Here is a 15,753-nt window from a genome sequence, read left to right as displayed (position 1 = left end):
CTCTTTTAAAAGTTAAAATTCCGTTTCTTCTTGATTATTTTCTTCAATACAAGAAATTGCATTAATAATTTTTAATTGAAGTTCTTCTTCGTAACTATTTTCATATAAAATAGATGTAATTATTTCCTGTAACAAATCCTTATCAATTTTATTATCAGCTACATGTACTGCAATATTTTCCATTTCTTTTATAAAATGACTTACCTTAAAATCAAAACCATTAACTTCAAGAAAATAAGCAGATAACACTATTGAAGTTCTTTTATTACCATCTTCAAAAGCATGATTTTTATTAATTGAATAAAATAAATGACATACTTTATTTTCAAATTCTGGATAATACAAATCATTCTTTATATGTTCTAAAACACTATCAACCAAACCTATATTTATAATTCCTTTTCTTCCACCACTATTTTCTATAATAAAATTTTGTTCTTTAATAGCGTGATTTGTATCAAAATAAAGATAGTTCATAATTAACGATCTTTTAAACGTTTAAAAACATCTATATTTTCTTTTAATCTATCTTCAAGCGCTTGACTCCTTTCTCCTAAAAATTTATCAAAATCCTCAGTACTTACTGTATTTACATAATCTTTTAATTTTTCATGTAAAGCATCTCTAAAAGCCATATCTCTACTTGCCATTAGACTTCTTGCTTTTTCTCTTAAAGGCTCATATATTTTATTAGTTAATTTTTCAAAATTAGCATAAACTTCATGGGCTTCTGATAATGAGAATTGATCTTTATTATTCTGAAATTGATCTTTTAAAAATTCTGCAAAACCATTTTCATAACTCGATATTAAATCTAATACTTCTGAATACATAGTAGCTCGAACACTTTCTTTCTTTTTTAAATCAAGAACTTTCCTATATTCTTTAGCATTTTCTTTAAAAATACTTTTATATATTTTATCTGTTAACTGTCCATATTTAAATTTATTTGGAACTATACAAAAATCAATTGCGTTTGTAAATTCTTTTCTGTAATTTATTTCTCTCATTGCAGCTGGAACAAATTCCTCTTCTCTCTGATTAATAAATTTAGTAGAACCTCCTAATTTTTTATTTAAAACATCAATCACTACATTTAAAACAAAAGTTCTAACCTCTTTTGCTTTTTCTGATGTTTGTAATAACATTCCAATATTTAACAATGCTTTAAAGGTAAAAACACTTAAACTTGAAGTACGTAAACCAATAGATTCATTATCATCCTCTTGAATAAACTGAGGGACATTGATGTCCCTCAGTTGAGAAACAACTTCTTTGAATTGTTTTAATCTTAATCCAGTAAATAATTGGTATCCTGAATTTTTAAGTTCATCTCCATTATCTTCAAGTAATCTTTTTATCGTACGAATGTCTACTTCATAAAATTTTGCAACTTGATTAAGAGTAAACCTATATTTATTCTCAAAATATATTCCCGTAAAACCTAATTGGTTATACATTTCTTTGATGGCAATATTGTTATTCAATACATTATTCCTGTCAATCTGAGAGTTGGTTAAATCTTTCATTTTACTAATATAAATTGATAACTAAATACAACTGCTAAAATACTATCTTTAACTTTTAATTAATCACCAATAATGATTTTATTCTACGTTTTTTTAGGACTTAATTTATTTGTTTTTTTAATCATAGGTTATGACAAATATTTAGCTAAAAAACATAAAAGAAGAATTGCGGAACGATGGCTCCTTACTTTTGTCTTAACTGGCGGAACAATTGGTTCTGGTTTAGGAATGATAACTTTTAGACATAAAACAACAAAAACTTCCTATTTATGGAAGTTTTGGGGAATTGTAATATTTCAAATTGGAGTTTTATACCTTCTTTTTACTAATGGATTAATTCCTTTCAAATAATAAAATTCAATTTACAAATGGCTTAAAAAATGCTTAACATTTACATTAATTCAGTCAATAGAAAACAAAAAAACCGCAAAACAACTCGTTTAAATAGTCATTTTGCGGTCATATTATAATAACAATTGCTTAACTACAAGCAATTTTATTCACTCTATTTTGATGTCTTCCACCTTCAAATTCAGTATTTAAGAAAGTATCAACAATTTCAATAGCTTGTTCAATCGAAGTATAACGTGCAGGAATACTCAACACATTAGCATCATTATGCAAACGAGTTAAATAAGCAATTTCTTTTGTCCAACACAAACCAGCTCTTACACCTGCATGTTTATTAACAGTCATAGCAATTCCGTTACCACTTCCACAAATTACAATGCCATAATCTGCTTTTCCAGCTTCTACATCGGATGCAACAGGGTGTCCAAAATCAGGATAATCTACAGAATCAGAAGTATCTGTTCCATAATTAGTAACTTCATATCCTTTTGCTTCCAGCATTTTTACGATAGCTTTTTTATATTCTGGACCAGCGTGATCGTTTCCAATTGAAATTTTCATTCTTTATTATATTAAGTTGTGGTTGCAAATTTACCAAAAGATTATTGAAATAAATAAAAATGGAACTATTCATTATTTGTTAAACAGAAAAGACTATTCAAATTCTTATCTAATTGACTTGTTTTAAGTAACTTATGTGGTTATTAACAATTATTAATTACTCATAAAACATTGAAAATCAATACATAATATTCAATATTTTAATAAAAAAAATAGATTGTTAATAGTGTTTTTTAAACTGTTGATTTTCAGTTAATATTAAGTTAACACAAAATGTTGATAAGTTTGGATAGAAAAGTAAAACTATTTTTTGGTCATATTAATAAAAGATGTAATCCAAAACTCAAATGAAAAAACCTAAAAAAGTTTGTTGAATTTTTAGAAAAGTTATTAATAGCTATTTTTAGTTTATCAACACAATTTTTAAAAATACTTATTTACAATTTGAATTCTTTTTTAATTATCAACCGTTGTTAATTACCTTTTAAAAAACACTAAAAATGAATTCTTTACCATTAAACAACGTTGTTAATAAGTGTTAATAAAAAGAGTAAACTAATATTCAAAATAGAAATTACTAAAATTATTGGCACTATTAACAGCCTATAATAACAATAATATTTTTTTAAAATTTTAAAATTTCTTTTTGTTGTATTTAATATATGTTGACAACTTTGAAAAAATTAAACGATTCTCAAATTGTTATTGAATTTCATTTCTTCGAGAATCAATTTTACATTTTCAAAATCGTTAGGATGAACTTTAAGTTTGATTCCGCCTAAAGCTGTAGAATAGAGGGGAGCGAAGGAAGACATGATTTCGTTTTCAAAATAGTATTGAAAACCTTCGATATTCAAACGATGTTTGATGATTTCAATTTGATAGTTGTAATCAAAGACGGCAATGGTTACAAATGTTTCCATAGTATTGAAGTTTGATCATAAAGATAATTGAAATTCATGAGCAAGTAAAATTGCTGTATTACGTTATTATTTATTTAAAACTTTTAAGAATCGACTTTTAACTGTTAACTATTTTGTAATTTCGAACTTTAAGAAATCAATTATGGGAAAAAGATTAAGAAAACCGATTAAGAAACAACTGGATTTCTCTGATAAAATTATAAAAATTCTCTCCAATAGCGCTAATAAAGAATTCAATTATAAACAGATAGCTGCTAAATTAGAAAAAGACGATACACAAAGTCGCAATCAAATTATTAAAGATTTAAAGTTATTAACGGTTCAAAAGAAAATTGTTGAAACCGAACCTGGTAAATATTTGTTAAAAACAGAAAGTAAAGAATATTATCAAGGGACGATTGATATGACCAGTCGTAAAACGGCTTATTTTATTTGTGAAGAATTAGAAGATGATATTTTTATTCCAACGAATAACCTGAATCATGCTTTAGATAAAGATACAGTTAAAGTGTACATCTACAACCGAAGGAGAGGAAAACGTCCTGAAGGTGAAGTAGTTGAGATTATTGAAAGAGCTAAGACAGATTTTGTTGGGGTAATTGACATTCAAAAAAACTTTGCTTTTGTATCGACCGCTAATCCAAAAATGTACACGGATATTTTTATTCCAAAAGACAAAATAGGGGAGGCTGAACAAGGTGATGTGGTGCTAGTTCATATTGAAGATTGGCCCAAACGCGCCGATAGTCCTTTTGGAAAAGTGGTAAAAGTACTGGGTAAACCTGGTGAACATGATACAGAAATTCATGCCATTTTAGCTGAATATGGTTTACCAGCAGAGTTTCCTATAGAAGTAGAGACTTTTGCTCAAAAAATAGATACTTCGATAACTGAAGCTGAAATTGCCAATCGTAGAGACATGCGTGATACGCTTACATTTACAATTGACCCTAAGGATGCTAAGGATTTTGATGATGCTTTATCGTTCAAACCTTTAGAAAATGGAAACTATGAAATAGGAATTCATATTGCCGATGTTTCGTATTATTTAGAAGAAGGAACCATACTGGATGAAGAAGCCTATCAACGTGCTACATCTGTCTATTTAGTAGATAGGGTAGTTCCAATGTTGCCTGAAGTACTTTCCAATTTTGCTTGTTCGTTACGTCCACAAGAAGAAAAATATACCTTTTCTGCTGTATTCGAAATTACAGATAAATGTCAAGTGGTGAATCAATGGTTTGGTCGAACAGTGATTTTCTCAGACCAACGTTTTGCTTACGAAGAAGCCCAATACATCATCGAAACAAAAGACGATGTTATACCAGCCGAAATTTCATTAACTGGAGCTGCATATCAAGTTGCACCTGAAATTGTTTCTGCGACGCTTAAATTAGATGAATTAGCAAAGATTTTCAGAAAAAAGAGAATGAATGATGGTGCGATTTCATTTGATAAAGTAGAAGTAAAATTCAACTTAGATGAAAATGGAGAACCAGAAGGTGTTTATTTTAAAATTGCCAAAGATGCCAATCATCTAATTGAAGAATTCATGTTGTTAGCCAATAGGAGAGTGGCAGAATACATTGGTAAACAAAAGAAAACATTTATTTATCGTATTCACGATGAACCCAATGAAGATAAATTAATTGCCATGCAAACGGTTATTGCTAAGTTTGGTTATAAACTAGATTTCCGTAATCCAGGAGATATCTCGAAATCACTTAATAAATTGATGGAAGATGTGAGTGGAAAAAAGGAGCAAAACTTGATTGATACTTTAGCTATTCGTTCGATGAGTAAAGCTAAATATTCTACAGACAATATTGGGCATTACGGATTAGCTTTTGATTATTATTCGCATTTTACATCTCCTATACGTCGTTATCCAGATGTCATGGTGCATCGCTTGTTACAGTATTATTTAGATGGAGGAAAATCAGCTGATGAAGAAGTGTTTGAAACCAAATGTTTACACTGTTCTACCATGGAAGGTTTGGCTACCAATGCTGAAAGAGATTCTATCAAATACATGCAGGTAAAATACATGCAAGACCATCAAGATCAAGAGTTTTTAGGGGTGATTTCAGGGGTGACTGAATGGGGAATTTATGTAGAAATTATCGAAAATAAATGTGAAGGAATGGTAAGAATCCGAGATATAAAAGAGGATTACTATACTTTTGATGAAAAACAATATGCCTTAGTGGGTGCAACTTCGGAACGGTTATTGCAATTAGGTGACGAAATCTACGTTACAGTTAAAAATGCCGATTTAGTTAAAAAACAACTGGATTTTAACTTTATAAGAAGAAGTGAAAAACATTAAAAAATTAAGGTAAAAATGAAAAAAATTGGATTGATTGTTTTAGTGATGCTTTCTCAAATCACTTTAGCACAGGTGACTAAAAATTTAGGTGATTTTAGGACAGTGAGTGTTTTTGATAAACTTACTGTTAAATTAATCGCAAGTTCAGAGAATAAAATTATTATTAACGGAGCTAGAGCTTCAGAAGTAGAAACTGTGAATAACAATGGCGAATTAAAATTACGTATGCCATTCCCGAAGTTATTATCTGGAGATGAAATCCATATTCAGTTGTATTTTAAAAATATAGATGAAATAAATGCTAACGAAGGTTCATTTGTAAGCAGTGATGCAGTTTTCAAAGGGACTATTCTTAATATTAGTGCTCGTGAAGGAGCTACCATTCAAGCTGAAATTGAAGCCGAAAAAGTGAATGTAAAAGCAGTAACGGGAGCTATAATTGAACTCTCGGGTAAAGCTAATAATCAGGAAGTAAATGTGACTTCAGGTGCTAGTATTGATGCCATTGATTTACATACTTCACAAACAACCATTACTGTTTTGGCTGGTGGTACTGCCGAAATTTACGCCACAACTTTGGTTGATGCAAAAGTAAGGGCAGGAGGTACGGTTTACATTTATGGAAAGCCTAAACAAATAAATAAAGCTACTGTTCTTGGAGGTAAAATTGAAGAAAAAAATTAAATTGCAGATTTTATTGTAAACCAACTTTAGATTTTGATGATAAACGATATTCTGGCGGGTATTCCTTGGGGCATTTTTTTGAGTTTTATGATCGGCCCTGTTTTTTTTATACTACTTGAAACTAGTATCATAAAAGGATTTAGGGCTGCTTTGGTCTTTGATTTGGGTGTTGTTTTTGCTGATGCAATTTTCATTTCGATAGCTTATTTAGGGAGTTATCGAATGATTAAAAGTTTAGAAGACAAACCTTCCTTATTTATTTTTGGAGGAATCATTATGGTTGCCTACGGAATCATCTCCTTTTTAAGTTTACACAAAGAAAAAAAAATAAACACTAAAGCCATTGATAACGAAATCATTCGTAAAAACTATCTGAGTTTATTTTTCAAAGGATTGTTTTTAAATATTATAAACATTGGGGTTTTGGGGTTTTGGCTGGCAATTATTATTTCTATTGGGCCTACAATGGAAATGCAAACTTCTCGCATGATGACTTTTTTTATCACTGTAATAGTCACTTATTTAGTGATTGATTGTTTAAAAATTATATTGGCTAAACAATTAAAATCAAAAATGACTCCCACTAATATTTTAAAAATAAAACAAGGAATTAGTATTGTTTTGATGATTTTTGGAGTGGTATTAATGTCACAAGGTTTTTTTCCAAATGAAAAAGAAATGGTTAAAAAAGCCTTTCAAAAAATTGAAAACAAACAATAATAGAACGCTCATTTAGAGCGTTTTTTTATGCTTCTTCTTTACCTTCTGAAAACCGCCTTAGTAGCTTTTATTTCCTTAAAAAAAGACATAAAAAAAACCTCTAAATTGCTTTAGAGGTTCTTGAGGCATCGTCCGGATTCGAACCGGAGTAGGAGCTTTTGCAGAGCCCAGCCTAGCCGCTCGGCCACGACGCCATATATTAACGGATGGCAAAAGTACTTAAAAAGTTTAAATTTTAAAAGGATTCCTGATTATAATTTAAAAAAAATATAAAATTTGAATTTTGAAAGCACTTACTTTTACTTTCGGTATTCTTTTAATTGGATAGTAACTGATTCAACATCACCACCTATAGGAGGATTTAATTTAGAAACTCCAATAATTACTTTGGTCACTACAGGTATTTCTTTGAATATTCTAAAAATGATTCTTTGTGCAACATGTTCTAATAATTGAGAACGAATTGCCATTTCTTCGACTACAATTTTATTTAAATGAACATAATCCACCGTATCTTTTAATTCATCTGATAGACAAGAAGTGGTCAAATCGGTTTTTATCTCTAAATCAACACTATAGTCAGAACCTATTTTCGATTCTTCTACTAAGCAACCGTGAAAAGAGTAGGTACGTATGTTTTTTAATTTAATAATTCCCATATTTTTTTTTTGAAGTTCCAAGTTTAAGGCAAAAGTTAAGTGTGACAAACTTTAAACTTTAAACCATTTTAAACTAGCTTTTTTTATCTTTGCTAAAATAAAACAAAATAATGGCTACCGAAGAAAAATCCCTTAATTTTATTGAGCAAATCATTGAAGAAAGTTTAGCAAATGGTTTTCCACAAGACCAATTACGTTTTCGTTTTCCACCTGAACCCAATGGGTATTTACATATAGGTCATGCTAAATCGATTTGTTTAAATTTTGGTTTAGGGCTAAAATACAATGCACCAGTCAACTTACGTTTTGATGATACCAATCCTGCCAAAGAAGAACAGGAATATGTAGATGCTATTAAAGAAGATTTACAATGGTTAGGATTCAATTGGGCTGAAGAACGCTATGCTTCTGATTATTTCCAACAATTGTACGATTGGGCAATAATAATGATTAAAAAAGGAAAGGCATATGTAGATAGTCAATCTTCAGAAGAAATGGCTGCTCAAAAAGGAACACCTACACAACCAGGTGTGGATAGTCCTTATAGAAACCGTTCTATTGAAGAAAATTTAGCCTTGTTTGAAGGTATGAAGAAAGGTGATTTTCCTGAAGGAAGTCATGTTTTAAGAGCCAAAATTGATATGGCTTCAACTAATATGTTGATGCGTGATCCTTTGATGTATAGAGTATTACACCGCCATCATCATCGTACAGCTAACGATTGGTGTATATATCCTATGTATGATTATGCTCATGGTGAAAGCGATTATATTGAGCAAATTTCACACTCTATTTGTACGCTTGAATTTGTGATGCATAGAGAGTTATACGATTGGTTTTTGGATCAAATATATGAGGATGCTAAGGTAAGACCACACCAATATGAATTTGCGCGTCTGAATTTGAATTATACGGTAATGAGTAAAAGAAAACTGTTGCAATTGGTTCAAGAGAATATTGTTTCAGGTTGGGATGATCCTCGTATGCCTACTATTTCAGGATTGCGTAGAAGAGGATATACTCCCGCTTCTATTCGCAAATTTTGTGAAAATATAGGGGTTGCTAAACGTGAAAACATCATTGATTATTCGTTATTAGAATTCTGTTTGCGTGATGATTTAAACAAAACAGCTCCACGTGTAATGGCAGTTTTAGACCCTGTAAAGGTGATTATTACCAATTATCCAGAAGGAAAAGAAGAACTTTTGGATGCCGAAAATAATCAAGAAGATGAAGCTGCAGGTTATAGAAAAGTACCTTTTTCAAGAGAAATTTATATTGAAAGAGAGGACTTTTTAGAGGTGGCTCCACCTAAATTCTTTAGATTAAGTTTGGGTAATGAAGTCCGTTTGAAGAATGCCTACATTATCAAAGGAGAATCAGTAGTGAAAGATGCCACTGGTAAAATTACTGAAATCCATGTTACCTATGACGAAGACAGTCGTAGTGGAAGTGGGAGTGAAGCTTCACAACGTAAGGTAGCAGGTACTTTACACTGGGTTTCGATTGCACATGCTATTCCAGCCGAAGTGCGTTTGTACGACCGTCTGTTTATTGATGAAGCACCGGATAGTCATAAAGAAAAGAATTTCTTGGATTTTATGAATCCTAGTTCTTTAACTATTGCTACAGCTTATCTTGAGCCTAGCTTAGCTACTGTTCAAGTAGGAGATAAATTCCAGTTTCAACGTTTGGGTTATTTTGCTGTTGATAAAGACAGTACAGGCTCTAAACTAGTGTTCAATAAAACCGTAGGTTTGAAAGATGCTTGGGAAGAAAAAGGAAAAAAAGAAAGCAATAGCATCAATAATTCGTTAAAAGAAATTAATAAATATTTTAAAGTAGCCACTAGAGAAGAACGTATAGCGATTCGTAAAGCAATAGGGGAGACTTTAGCTGGAATTTCTAACTACAGTTTGTTGCAAAATTCATTCAAGAAAAATATTAACAACAACAAAGCGTCGTTGTTGTTCTCTAATTTTATTTTGAAATATGCTCCTTTACAAACATCGGATTATGATAGGGAGGAAGTAACCAAATTATATTTGATGTCATTAAAAAGTGAATCCACTTTTGTACGTTCAAGAGCACTATTAAATTTAGTTCACCTAGGGTATGATGATGCTTTTTTAAATCACTTCAAAGAAGAAGTTTTGAAATTAAAAGAAAATCCGCCTAAAAGTTCCACCGAACGTGAAAAGGAATTCATAGAACAATTTTTTAATAAATTATAATTATCAAAAGTGCTTTTAGGAGCACTTTTTTTTATTATTGTATTTATTTATAATTTTTTAAATTTTAATTGTTTTTACTAATTAAAAACGAATTAATTATTTGGTTTCTGATGAATTATTTTTTAAAAACTATACTTAGTCATGTTTCATAGAATATAATAGCTTTAAAACGCTTAAATTAAGTTTTTAAGTTGATTTGTGTGTTTTTTAACTTCATTTTAATAAAGACGATAATTTCAATTTTCTATTTTTGTTTGGAAGCCATTAAGGAATCCAATTGTAGGAAGTATGTAAGGAATGATATTTGTAAAATTAAAATTTGAGTTATTCTCAATTTATTTTTAAAATGGAATTTTACTGAACGTACAAAAATTTTTTTTAATGTTAAATGGAGTTAAGATTATGTCTTTTGACTGCATCTCGCTTTAGCTTCTTAAAAATGTACCCTGCAGCTTCGTTAATTAGTTTAATTATTAATCATTTAGAATTTACGAATCTGTTTTGTAATTATATTCAATACTTGCAGACTTTAAATTTACTTACAAAACGCATGAACTTCCAATTCGTAGAGGTTAATCTTATTCATTTAATTTATCAGTTATGAGGATTAGTACAACTGTATTAGGTATTTTTTTGAGTATGGCTATGCATGCTCAAACACATCAAATTGAAAAACATAACGGTCAAAAAATAGACGTTAATTTCATTAAGTTTCAAAACAATTTATTGCTCTATTCACCTGTAGGAAGTACTGTAGAATATAAAATTAGTAAATATGCGGTGGCCTATTTACATGACAAAAAAACGTCACATTCTGAAATGATTACGCCAAAAGTGATGCTAAATTCCAAAAAGGATTTTGAAAAAGTTACTGTAATTGAACCAGAACATTCGATAGGTTTGGATTCCAAAAAAGAGCTTGTAGTTTATGAAGGTATCAATAAAGGGGGTACCAATTTTTTTATCAACGAACAATCCATCCGTAAAATAAAATACAAAGTAGCCGAAATGGGTTTTCCTTTTGTAGTTATAGTCGATAAAAACAATGGAAAATTTCGAGTTATAGCCTATAATTACTAGAATTATTTATTTAATCTCGAGAGCATTTCTTGGGATTTTTTTTTGATTTCTTTAGATTTATGTTCAAAATCAATAGTTTATAAGTAAAATATTGCTTATATTTATGGTAAATTTAAAAAACAGTAAGCTATGTCAAATAATACAGGAAACACATTGTTAGCTCTTTTAACAGGAGCTATTATTGGAGCAGGCGTTGGAATTTTATTTGCTCCAGACAAAGGATCTAAAACCAGAGGAAAAATAAAAGATGGTTATAAAGTAGCAGAAAAAGATTTAAAGAAAAAAATTGATCATTTATCTGAAGAAGTAAAAAATAAATTTACAACAGCTAAAATTGATTTGGAAGGAAGTTATGAAGATTTACTTTCTAAAATGAGCTATAAAACCGAAGATATTATTTCCTTTCTGGAAATTAAATTGGCTGAATTGAAAAATAAAAATGCTAAACTTCAAAAATAAGTTACCCGGTAACACAATTATAAAATAATATCTATGGCTTTTGAAGAAATAAAAGAAAATGCCGAACACATTCACGAAGAAATCCATTCGTATATTGAAAATAGTGTTGCATACTACAAGCTAAAGTTTTTTAAACTTTTAATGAAGTCATTAATGACTATTTTTAAGTTTACTTTGCTTTTAGCTTTTCTTTTGATGATACTATTTTTCGGGTCAATAGGTTTGGCATTTGCTTTAAGTGCGTATTTTGAAAGCTATATTATAGGGTTTTTATTAGTTGCAGTAGGGTATTTTGTTATAGGCTTGCTTTTCTTTTTAGTAAATAAAAAATGGCTTGAAGTGCTTCTTATTAAAAAATTCTCTACCATTTTTTTTAATAATTAATTATGGATAAAAAAACATACAGTTCATTTGAACAAATAGATACTGATTTGGATATTCTTAGAATTGAAAAAGAAATTAATTATCAAAAAATTATTTTAGGGATTCAAAAAACTAAGGAACAATTTACACCTACTGGGTTAACTAAAAATGTTTTTAGTGTATTCAAAGGTGTTTTTTCAACTATAACAGATTCCAAAAACACTGTTTTAAGCCTTTTAATTCCTTTAGCAATCAAATGGATTTTAAATAGAAAAAGAAGCCGTTAAGCTTCTTTTTTTTATTCCATATGGATAGATTTTATACATCTTCATCTTCACTTTCTTTTTCTTCATGCGCATCAAGTGGTTGATAGGCATCAGGATTTTTAGTTTTATTTTTTGCTTTTGATTTGTTGTTATTTTTCATCATTTCACCCACTTGATTTGAAGCGCTAAAAGATGCGACCATATTATTCAACATTTCGCTACCAGCTTGGGGCGAATTTGGGAGTAAGATTAAATTTGAATTGGTATCTGCACCAATAGCTTGAAGGGTATCATAATGCTGCGTAACAACAATTAAAGCCGAGGCTTCTTGTGAATTGATGCCTACTTTATTCAATACATCCACACTTTCAACCAATCCTCTCGCAATTTCGCGTCTTTGGTCGGCTATACCTTGACCTTGTAAACGCTTGCTTTCTGCTTCCGCTTTGGCTTTGGCAACAATTCTAATTCTGGAAGCTTCTGCTTCAAATTCGGCTACTGTTTTTTCTCTATCAGCAGCATTGATTCGGTTCATCGCATTTTTTACTTGAATATCAGGATCAATATCCGTTACCAAGGTATTTATGATAGTATATCCATAGGTTGTCATAGCTTCATTTAATTCTCTTTTAACAGCAATGGCGATATCATCCTTGCGTTCAAAAACATCATCCAATTTTAATTTTGGCACTTCGGCACGTACTACATCAAATACATAGGATGTAATTTGATCATGAGGAAATTCTAATTTGTAAAAGGCATCATAAACGGTTTCTTTTACCACCATAAATTGTACGGATACCTTTAGTTTTACAAAAACATTGTCTTTGGTTTTGGTTTCAATAATCACATCCAATTGTTGGATTTTGAGATTCACACGGCCTGCAATTCTATCAATAATTGGAATTTTGAGTTGCAATCCTGAATGTCTGATACTGATAAATTTACCAAATCGTTCAATAATTACTGCGGTTTGTTGTTTGACAGTAAAAAAAGAAGAGAGGAAGATGAAAAAGCCAAAAAAGAGAAAAATAATAAATGAAATACCCATTTTTTTATAATTTTAGTTTTATAATTCCTCTAATTTAACAAAAAAACTTTAGGTTTGTCTTTGTTCAAATGTATTATATGAAAAAATTTAGCTTCATTTTAGTATTCTTTCTTTCAATTCCATTGATTCGTGCCCAATACGGTTATCGAGATTCCAATCGAATAGGTATAACTGTAGGGGTTAACCAAATGTCATTACAGACAGATAATTTTCAAACTCATCCAGAAACAGGATGGAATGCAGGCTTGTCTATACGAGGAAATTTCTATAATAACTGGGATATGGTGTACAACATTCAATTCAGTGAAAATAATTTTTCAGTAGATACAAAATACAATGGAATTATTGATGAACAAGTAAAATACAAATTGCCTTCAGCTCAAATTTCATTACAAATGAGTTATGTAATATTAGAAAATCATTTAAGTTTTGAATTTGGTCCCATTGCCCAATTCAATGGCAAGCTGAAATTAGATGCAGATAAGGAAAATAACTTTATAGACGGTACCACTTTAAGAGCCAAAGATATTGTTGATATCTCTAAATTTAATTTGTATCCTACAGTAGGGGTCACAGCAGGAGGAAAGCACCTTCGTTTTCAAGTTTCGTACCAATATGGCCTACTCAATACCTTAGGTAATTTAAATACTAAAGATTTAGGAGACGATTTTAAAGGTAATCCAGGCGTCATCAATGGAAACCTCATTATTTATTTGTAAGAGTGAATGGATATAAAATAGGAGAGGGGTATTTTCGTTACTGAAATTACCCCTCTTTTTTCCTTTCTTGTACTAGATTATAATTGATTAATTGCCGTTTTGATTCTCGCAATCGTTTCTTGTTTTCCAATAATTTCAACAATGTCAAATAGGTGAGGGCCTTTCAAAGCGCCAACCAAGCTTAATCGGAAAGGTTGCATTACTTTACCCATCCCAATTTCGTTTTGAGTCATCCACTCTTTTACAATCGTTTCAATAGTTCCCGACGTAAAATCTTCAATACCTTCAAGAACAGTAATTAAATTTTGCATGAATCCTGGTGTTTCCTCTTTCCAGTTTTTGGCTGCCTTAGTATCATATTCTGTCGGAGCTACAAAGAAGTAATCTGACAATTCCCAAAATTCATTCACAAAATGTGCTCTTTCTTTAATTAAAGACACAATTTTGATTAAAACTGGTTCTGATACCGAAATATTCTTTTCATTCAAAATTTTGGCATATTCTGCTGCTAAAAGAGCATCATCAGCTTTGATTAAGTATTGGTGGTTGAACCATTTGTTCTTTTCAGGATCAAATTTAGCTCCCGCTTTATGAACACGATTCAAATCAAATGATTCAATTAATTCTTCTAGTGTGAATAATTCTTTGTCTGTTCCGTCATTCCAACCCAACAATGCTAAGAAGTTAACCACAGCTTCTGGGAAAAACCCTTTTTCTCTATATCCTGATGAAATACCATCTTCGGTCTTCCATTCTAATGGAAAAACTGGAAACCCTAATTTATCACCATCACGTTTGGATAATTTTCCGTTTCCAACAGGTTTCAAAATTAAAGGTAAATGCGCAAATTCAGGGGATAACCACCCAAAGGCGTGATACAGCAATACATGTAGTGGCATAGAAGGCAACCATTCTTCTCCACGTATTACATGGGTTGTTTCCATTAAATGATCATCTACAATATTAGCCAAATGGTAAGTTGGCATTCCATCACTTTTAAATAACACTTTGTCATCTAATAAGTTGGTTTCAAATTTGATGTGACCACGTATAAGGTCATTCAAATGTAAAATTTCATCAACAGGTGTTTTAAATCGGATTACATAAGCCTCGCCATTGGCAATTCTTTTTGCTGTTTCTTCCTTTGAAAGAACTAATGATGTATCTAATTTTTCTCTATTGTGATGATTGTAAATAAAGGTTTTACCTTGTGCTTCGTGTTCTTTACGATGAGCATCAAGAGCTTCAGCAGTATCAAATGCATAATAAGCCCAACCCGTTTCAATGAGTTGGTCAGCATATTGTTTGTATAAATCCTTTCTTTCACTTTGACGATATGGCCCAAATTTTTCGTTCTTACCAATGGTTTCATCAGGTGCTATGCCTAGCCATTCCAAAGCTTCAAATATGTATGCTTCTGCTCCTGGTACAAACCGACTTTGGTCTGTATCTTCAATTCTCAAAAAGAACGTACCACCGTTCTTCTTGGCAAATAAATAGTTAAATAAAGCGGTTCTTACGCCGCCAATATGTAAGGGTCCCGTTGGGCTTGGTGCAAAACGCACTCTAACTTGCTTTGACATGTGAATAATTTTTAGCAAAGATACAATTTATAATCGCTTTTTTTATTTGGGCGTGCCACCAGCAAATAAAGGGGTTTACTTCTGTTGGCGGTTATTTAGCCCCTTTGTTTGCTGCTGTCGGGCTTTCCGTACCGCTATGGCGGTTTACTACAATCCCTCACGCAGAGCAATTTCCAATAAATAACATGCTAACTTTCAACTTCCAACTTTTTCTATTAATTATCCATATAAAATAGTAATTT

The 15,753-nt window shown here is 30.8% G+C and carries 17 protein-coding genes and 1 tRNA gene; 10 read left to right on the top strand and 8 right to left on the bottom strand.

Annotated elements, in window-relative coordinates:
- Positions 1–12 precede the first annotated feature (12 nt).
- Together K5R64_RS04025 and K5R64_RS04020 are read right to left on the bottom strand one after the other, a co-directional pair.
- Entirely contained in the window at positions 13–477 is a 465-nt protein-coding gene (locus tag K5R64_RS04025) for a type II toxin-antitoxin system death-on-curing family toxin (protein ID WP_255580296.1), read from the bottom strand.
- A 2-nt stretch (positions 478–479) separates the two neighbouring features.
- Positions 480–1,529 (bottom strand): DNA-binding protein, encoded by a 1,050-nt coding sequence (locus K5R64_RS04020; protein ID WP_220761139.1) that lies wholly within the window; start codon positions 1,527–1,529, stop codon positions 480–482.
- A 72-nt stretch (positions 1,530–1,601) separates the two neighbouring features.
- On the opposite strand from K5R64_RS04020, the gene K5R64_RS04015 reads away from it, so the two are divergent.
- Positions 1,602–1,880, top strand: a complete 279-nt coding sequence (locus K5R64_RS04015) for a DUF1294 domain-containing protein (protein WP_220761137.1) — start codon at positions 1,602–1,604, stop codon at positions 1,878–1,880.
- A 129-nt stretch (positions 1,881–2,009) separates the two neighbouring features.
- Here the strand turns inward: K5R64_RS04015 and rpiB are convergent, their stop codons facing one another.
- Both rpiB and K5R64_RS04005 read right to left on the bottom strand, forming a co-directional pair.
- A complete protein-coding gene (rpiB, locus tag K5R64_RS04010; protein WP_220761135.1) occupies positions 2,010–2,441 on the bottom strand; it encodes a ribose 5-phosphate isomerase B in 432 nt (143 codons plus the stop codon).
- A 683-nt stretch (positions 2,442–3,124) separates the two neighbouring features.
- A complete protein-coding gene (locus tag K5R64_RS04005) occupies positions 3,125–3,364 on the bottom strand; it encodes a DUF2007 domain-containing protein (protein ID WP_220761133.1) in 240 nt (79 codons plus the stop codon).
- A gap of 142 nt (positions 3,365–3,506) precedes the next feature.
- Between K5R64_RS04005 and rnr the strand changes: the two genes are divergently transcribed.
- From rnr to K5R64_RS03990, 3 genes are read left to right on the top strand one after another with little or no spacing between them, the layout of a single operon-like run.
- Complete coding sequence (gene rnr / locus K5R64_RS04000; protein ID WP_220761131.1) at positions 3,507–5,693, top strand: ribonuclease R; 2,187 nt, start codon at positions 3,507–3,509, stop codon at positions 5,691–5,693.
- Positions 5,694–5,708: 15 nt separating this feature from the next.
- Complete coding sequence (locus K5R64_RS03995) at positions 5,709–6,377, top strand: head GIN domain-containing protein (protein ID WP_220761129.1); 669 nt, start codon at positions 5,709–5,711, stop codon at positions 6,375–6,377.
- A gap of 36 nt (positions 6,378–6,413) precedes the next feature.
- Positions 6,414–7,097: a LysE family translocator gene (locus K5R64_RS03990; RefSeq protein ID WP_220761127.1), complete on the top strand. Its 684-nt coding sequence runs from the start codon at positions 6,414–6,416 to the stop codon at positions 7,095–7,097.
- Positions 7,098–7,220: 123 nt separating this feature from the next.
- On the opposite strand, the gene K5R64_RS03985 is transcribed toward K5R64_RS03990, so the two are convergent.
- Together K5R64_RS03985 and folB are read right to left on the bottom strand one after the other, a co-directional pair.
- Positions 7,221–7,291, bottom strand: a tRNA-Cys gene (locus tag K5R64_RS03985).
- Between the two features lie 105 nt (positions 7,292–7,396).
- Positions 7,397–7,756, bottom strand: a complete 360-nt coding sequence (gene folB, locus K5R64_RS03980) for a dihydroneopterin aldolase (RefSeq protein WP_220761125.1) — start codon at positions 7,754–7,756, stop codon at positions 7,397–7,399.
- Positions 7,757–7,866: 110 nt separating this feature from the next.
- Here folB and K5R64_RS03975 point away from each other — a divergent pair, with 110 nt between their 5' ends.
- From K5R64_RS03975 to K5R64_RS03955, 5 genes are all read left to right on the top strand, one after another.
- Positions 7,867–9,990: a glutamine--tRNA ligase/YqeY domain fusion protein gene (locus K5R64_RS03975; RefSeq protein ID WP_220761123.1), complete on the top strand. Its 2,124-nt coding sequence runs from the start codon at positions 7,867–7,869 to the stop codon at positions 9,988–9,990.
- 600 nt (positions 9,991–10,590) lie between these two features.
- Entirely contained in the window at positions 10,591–11,070 is a 480-nt protein-coding gene (locus tag K5R64_RS03970) for a hypothetical protein (RefSeq protein WP_220761121.1), read from the top strand.
- A 129-nt stretch (positions 11,071–11,199) separates the two neighbouring features.
- On the top strand, positions 11,200–11,529 hold the full coding sequence (locus K5R64_RS03965; protein ID WP_220761119.1) for a YtxH domain-containing protein: 330 nt from the start codon (positions 11,200–11,202) through the stop codon (positions 11,527–11,529).
- Positions 11,530–11,562: 33 nt separating this feature from the next.
- Positions 11,563–11,913, top strand: coding sequence for a competence protein (locus K5R64_RS03960; RefSeq protein ID WP_220761116.1), 351 nt, complete (start codon positions 11,563–11,565; stop codon positions 11,911–11,913).
- 2 nt (positions 11,914–11,915) lie between these two features.
- Complete coding sequence (locus tag K5R64_RS03955) at positions 11,916–12,179, top strand: DUF6327 family protein (protein ID WP_220761114.1); 264 nt, start codon at positions 11,916–11,918, stop codon at positions 12,177–12,179.
- 31 nt (positions 12,180–12,210) lie between these two features.
- On the opposite strand, the gene K5R64_RS03950 is transcribed toward K5R64_RS03955, so the two are convergent.
- Complete coding sequence (locus K5R64_RS03950) at positions 12,211–13,209, bottom strand: SPFH domain-containing protein (RefSeq protein ID WP_255580295.1); 999 nt, start codon at positions 13,207–13,209, stop codon at positions 12,211–12,213.
- Between the two features lie 77 nt (positions 13,210–13,286).
- Here K5R64_RS03950 and K5R64_RS03945 point away from each other — a divergent pair, with 77 nt between their 5' ends.
- Positions 13,287–13,928 carry an outer membrane beta-barrel protein gene (locus K5R64_RS03945; protein ID WP_220761112.1) on the top strand — a complete coding sequence of 214 codons (642 nt, stop codon included), beginning with the start codon at positions 13,287–13,289 and terminating at the stop codon, positions 13,926–13,928.
- 77 nt (positions 13,929–14,005) lie between these two features.
- On the opposite strand, the gene gltX is transcribed toward K5R64_RS03945, so the two are convergent.
- The gene (gltX, locus tag K5R64_RS03940; protein ID WP_220761109.1) at positions 14,006–15,511 is read right to left on the bottom strand and encodes a glutamate--tRNA ligase; all 1,506 of its coding nucleotides are present in this window, start codon (positions 15,509–15,511) and stop codon (positions 14,006–14,008) included.
- Positions 15,512–15,753 lie beyond the last annotated feature (242 nt).

It is taken from the genome of Flavobacterium sp. UMI-01 (assembly GCF_019656315.1).
In the GTDB taxonomy this organism is placed as follows: Bacteria; Bacteroidota; Bacteroidia; order Flavobacteriales; family Flavobacteriaceae; genus Flavobacterium.
The sequence above is the reverse complement of the archived record's forward strand: the minus strand, read 5'-3'. Positions and strand labels throughout refer to the sequence as shown.

Bases quoted from the DNA above. Each gene is read 5' to 3' on its own strand.
- K5R64_RS04025 (WP_255580296.1), bottom strand. From the start codon at position 477: ATGAACTATCTTTATTTTGATACAAATCACGCTATTAAAGAACAAAAT.
- K5R64_RS04020 (WP_220761139.1), bottom strand. From the start codon at position 1,529: ATGAAAGATTTAACCAACTCTCAGATTGACAGGAATAATGTATTGAAT.
- K5R64_RS04015 (WP_220761137.1), top strand. From the start codon at position 1,602: ATGATTTTATTCTACGTTTTTTTAGGACTTAATTTATTTGTTTTTTTA.
- rpiB (WP_220761135.1), bottom strand. From the start codon at position 2,441: ATGAAAATTTCAATTGGAAACGATCACGCTGGTCCAGAATATAAAAAA.
- K5R64_RS04005 (WP_220761133.1), bottom strand. From the start codon at position 3,364: ATGGAAACATTTGTAACCATTGCCGTCTTTGATTACAACTATCAAATT.
- rnr (WP_220761131.1), top strand. From the start codon at position 3,507: ATGGGAAAAAGATTAAGAAAACCGATTAAGAAACAACTGGATTTCTCT.
- K5R64_RS03995 (WP_220761129.1), top strand. From the start codon at position 5,709: ATGAAAAAAATTGGATTGATTGTTTTAGTGATGCTTTCTCAAATCACT.
- K5R64_RS03990 (WP_220761127.1), top strand. From the start codon at position 6,414: ATGATAAACGATATTCTGGCGGGTATTCCTTGGGGCATTTTTTTGAGT.
- folB (WP_220761125.1), bottom strand. From the start codon at position 7,756: ATGGGAATTATTAAATTAAAAAACATACGTACCTACTCTTTTCACGGT.
- K5R64_RS03975 (WP_220761123.1), top strand. From the start codon at position 7,867: ATGGCTACCGAAGAAAAATCCCTTAATTTTATTGAGCAAATCATTGAA.
- K5R64_RS03970 (WP_220761121.1), top strand. From the start codon at position 10,591: ATGAGGATTAGTACAACTGTATTAGGTATTTTTTTGAGTATGGCTATG.
- K5R64_RS03965 (WP_220761119.1), top strand. From the start codon at position 11,200: ATGTCAAATAATACAGGAAACACATTGTTAGCTCTTTTAACAGGAGCT.
- K5R64_RS03960 (WP_220761116.1), top strand. From the start codon at position 11,563: ATGGCTTTTGAAGAAATAAAAGAAAATGCCGAACACATTCACGAAGAA.
- K5R64_RS03955 (WP_220761114.1), top strand. From the start codon at position 11,916: ATGGATAAAAAAACATACAGTTCATTTGAACAAATAGATACTGATTTG.
- K5R64_RS03950 (WP_255580295.1), bottom strand. From the start codon at position 13,209: ATGGGTATTTCATTTATTATTTTTCTCTTTTTTGGCTTTTTCATCTTC.
- K5R64_RS03945 (WP_220761112.1), top strand. From the start codon at position 13,287: ATGAAAAAATTTAGCTTCATTTTAGTATTCTTTCTTTCAATTCCATTG.
- gltX (WP_220761109.1), bottom strand. From the start codon at position 15,511: ATGTCAAAGCAAGTTAGAGTGCGTTTTGCACCAAGCCCAACGGGACCC.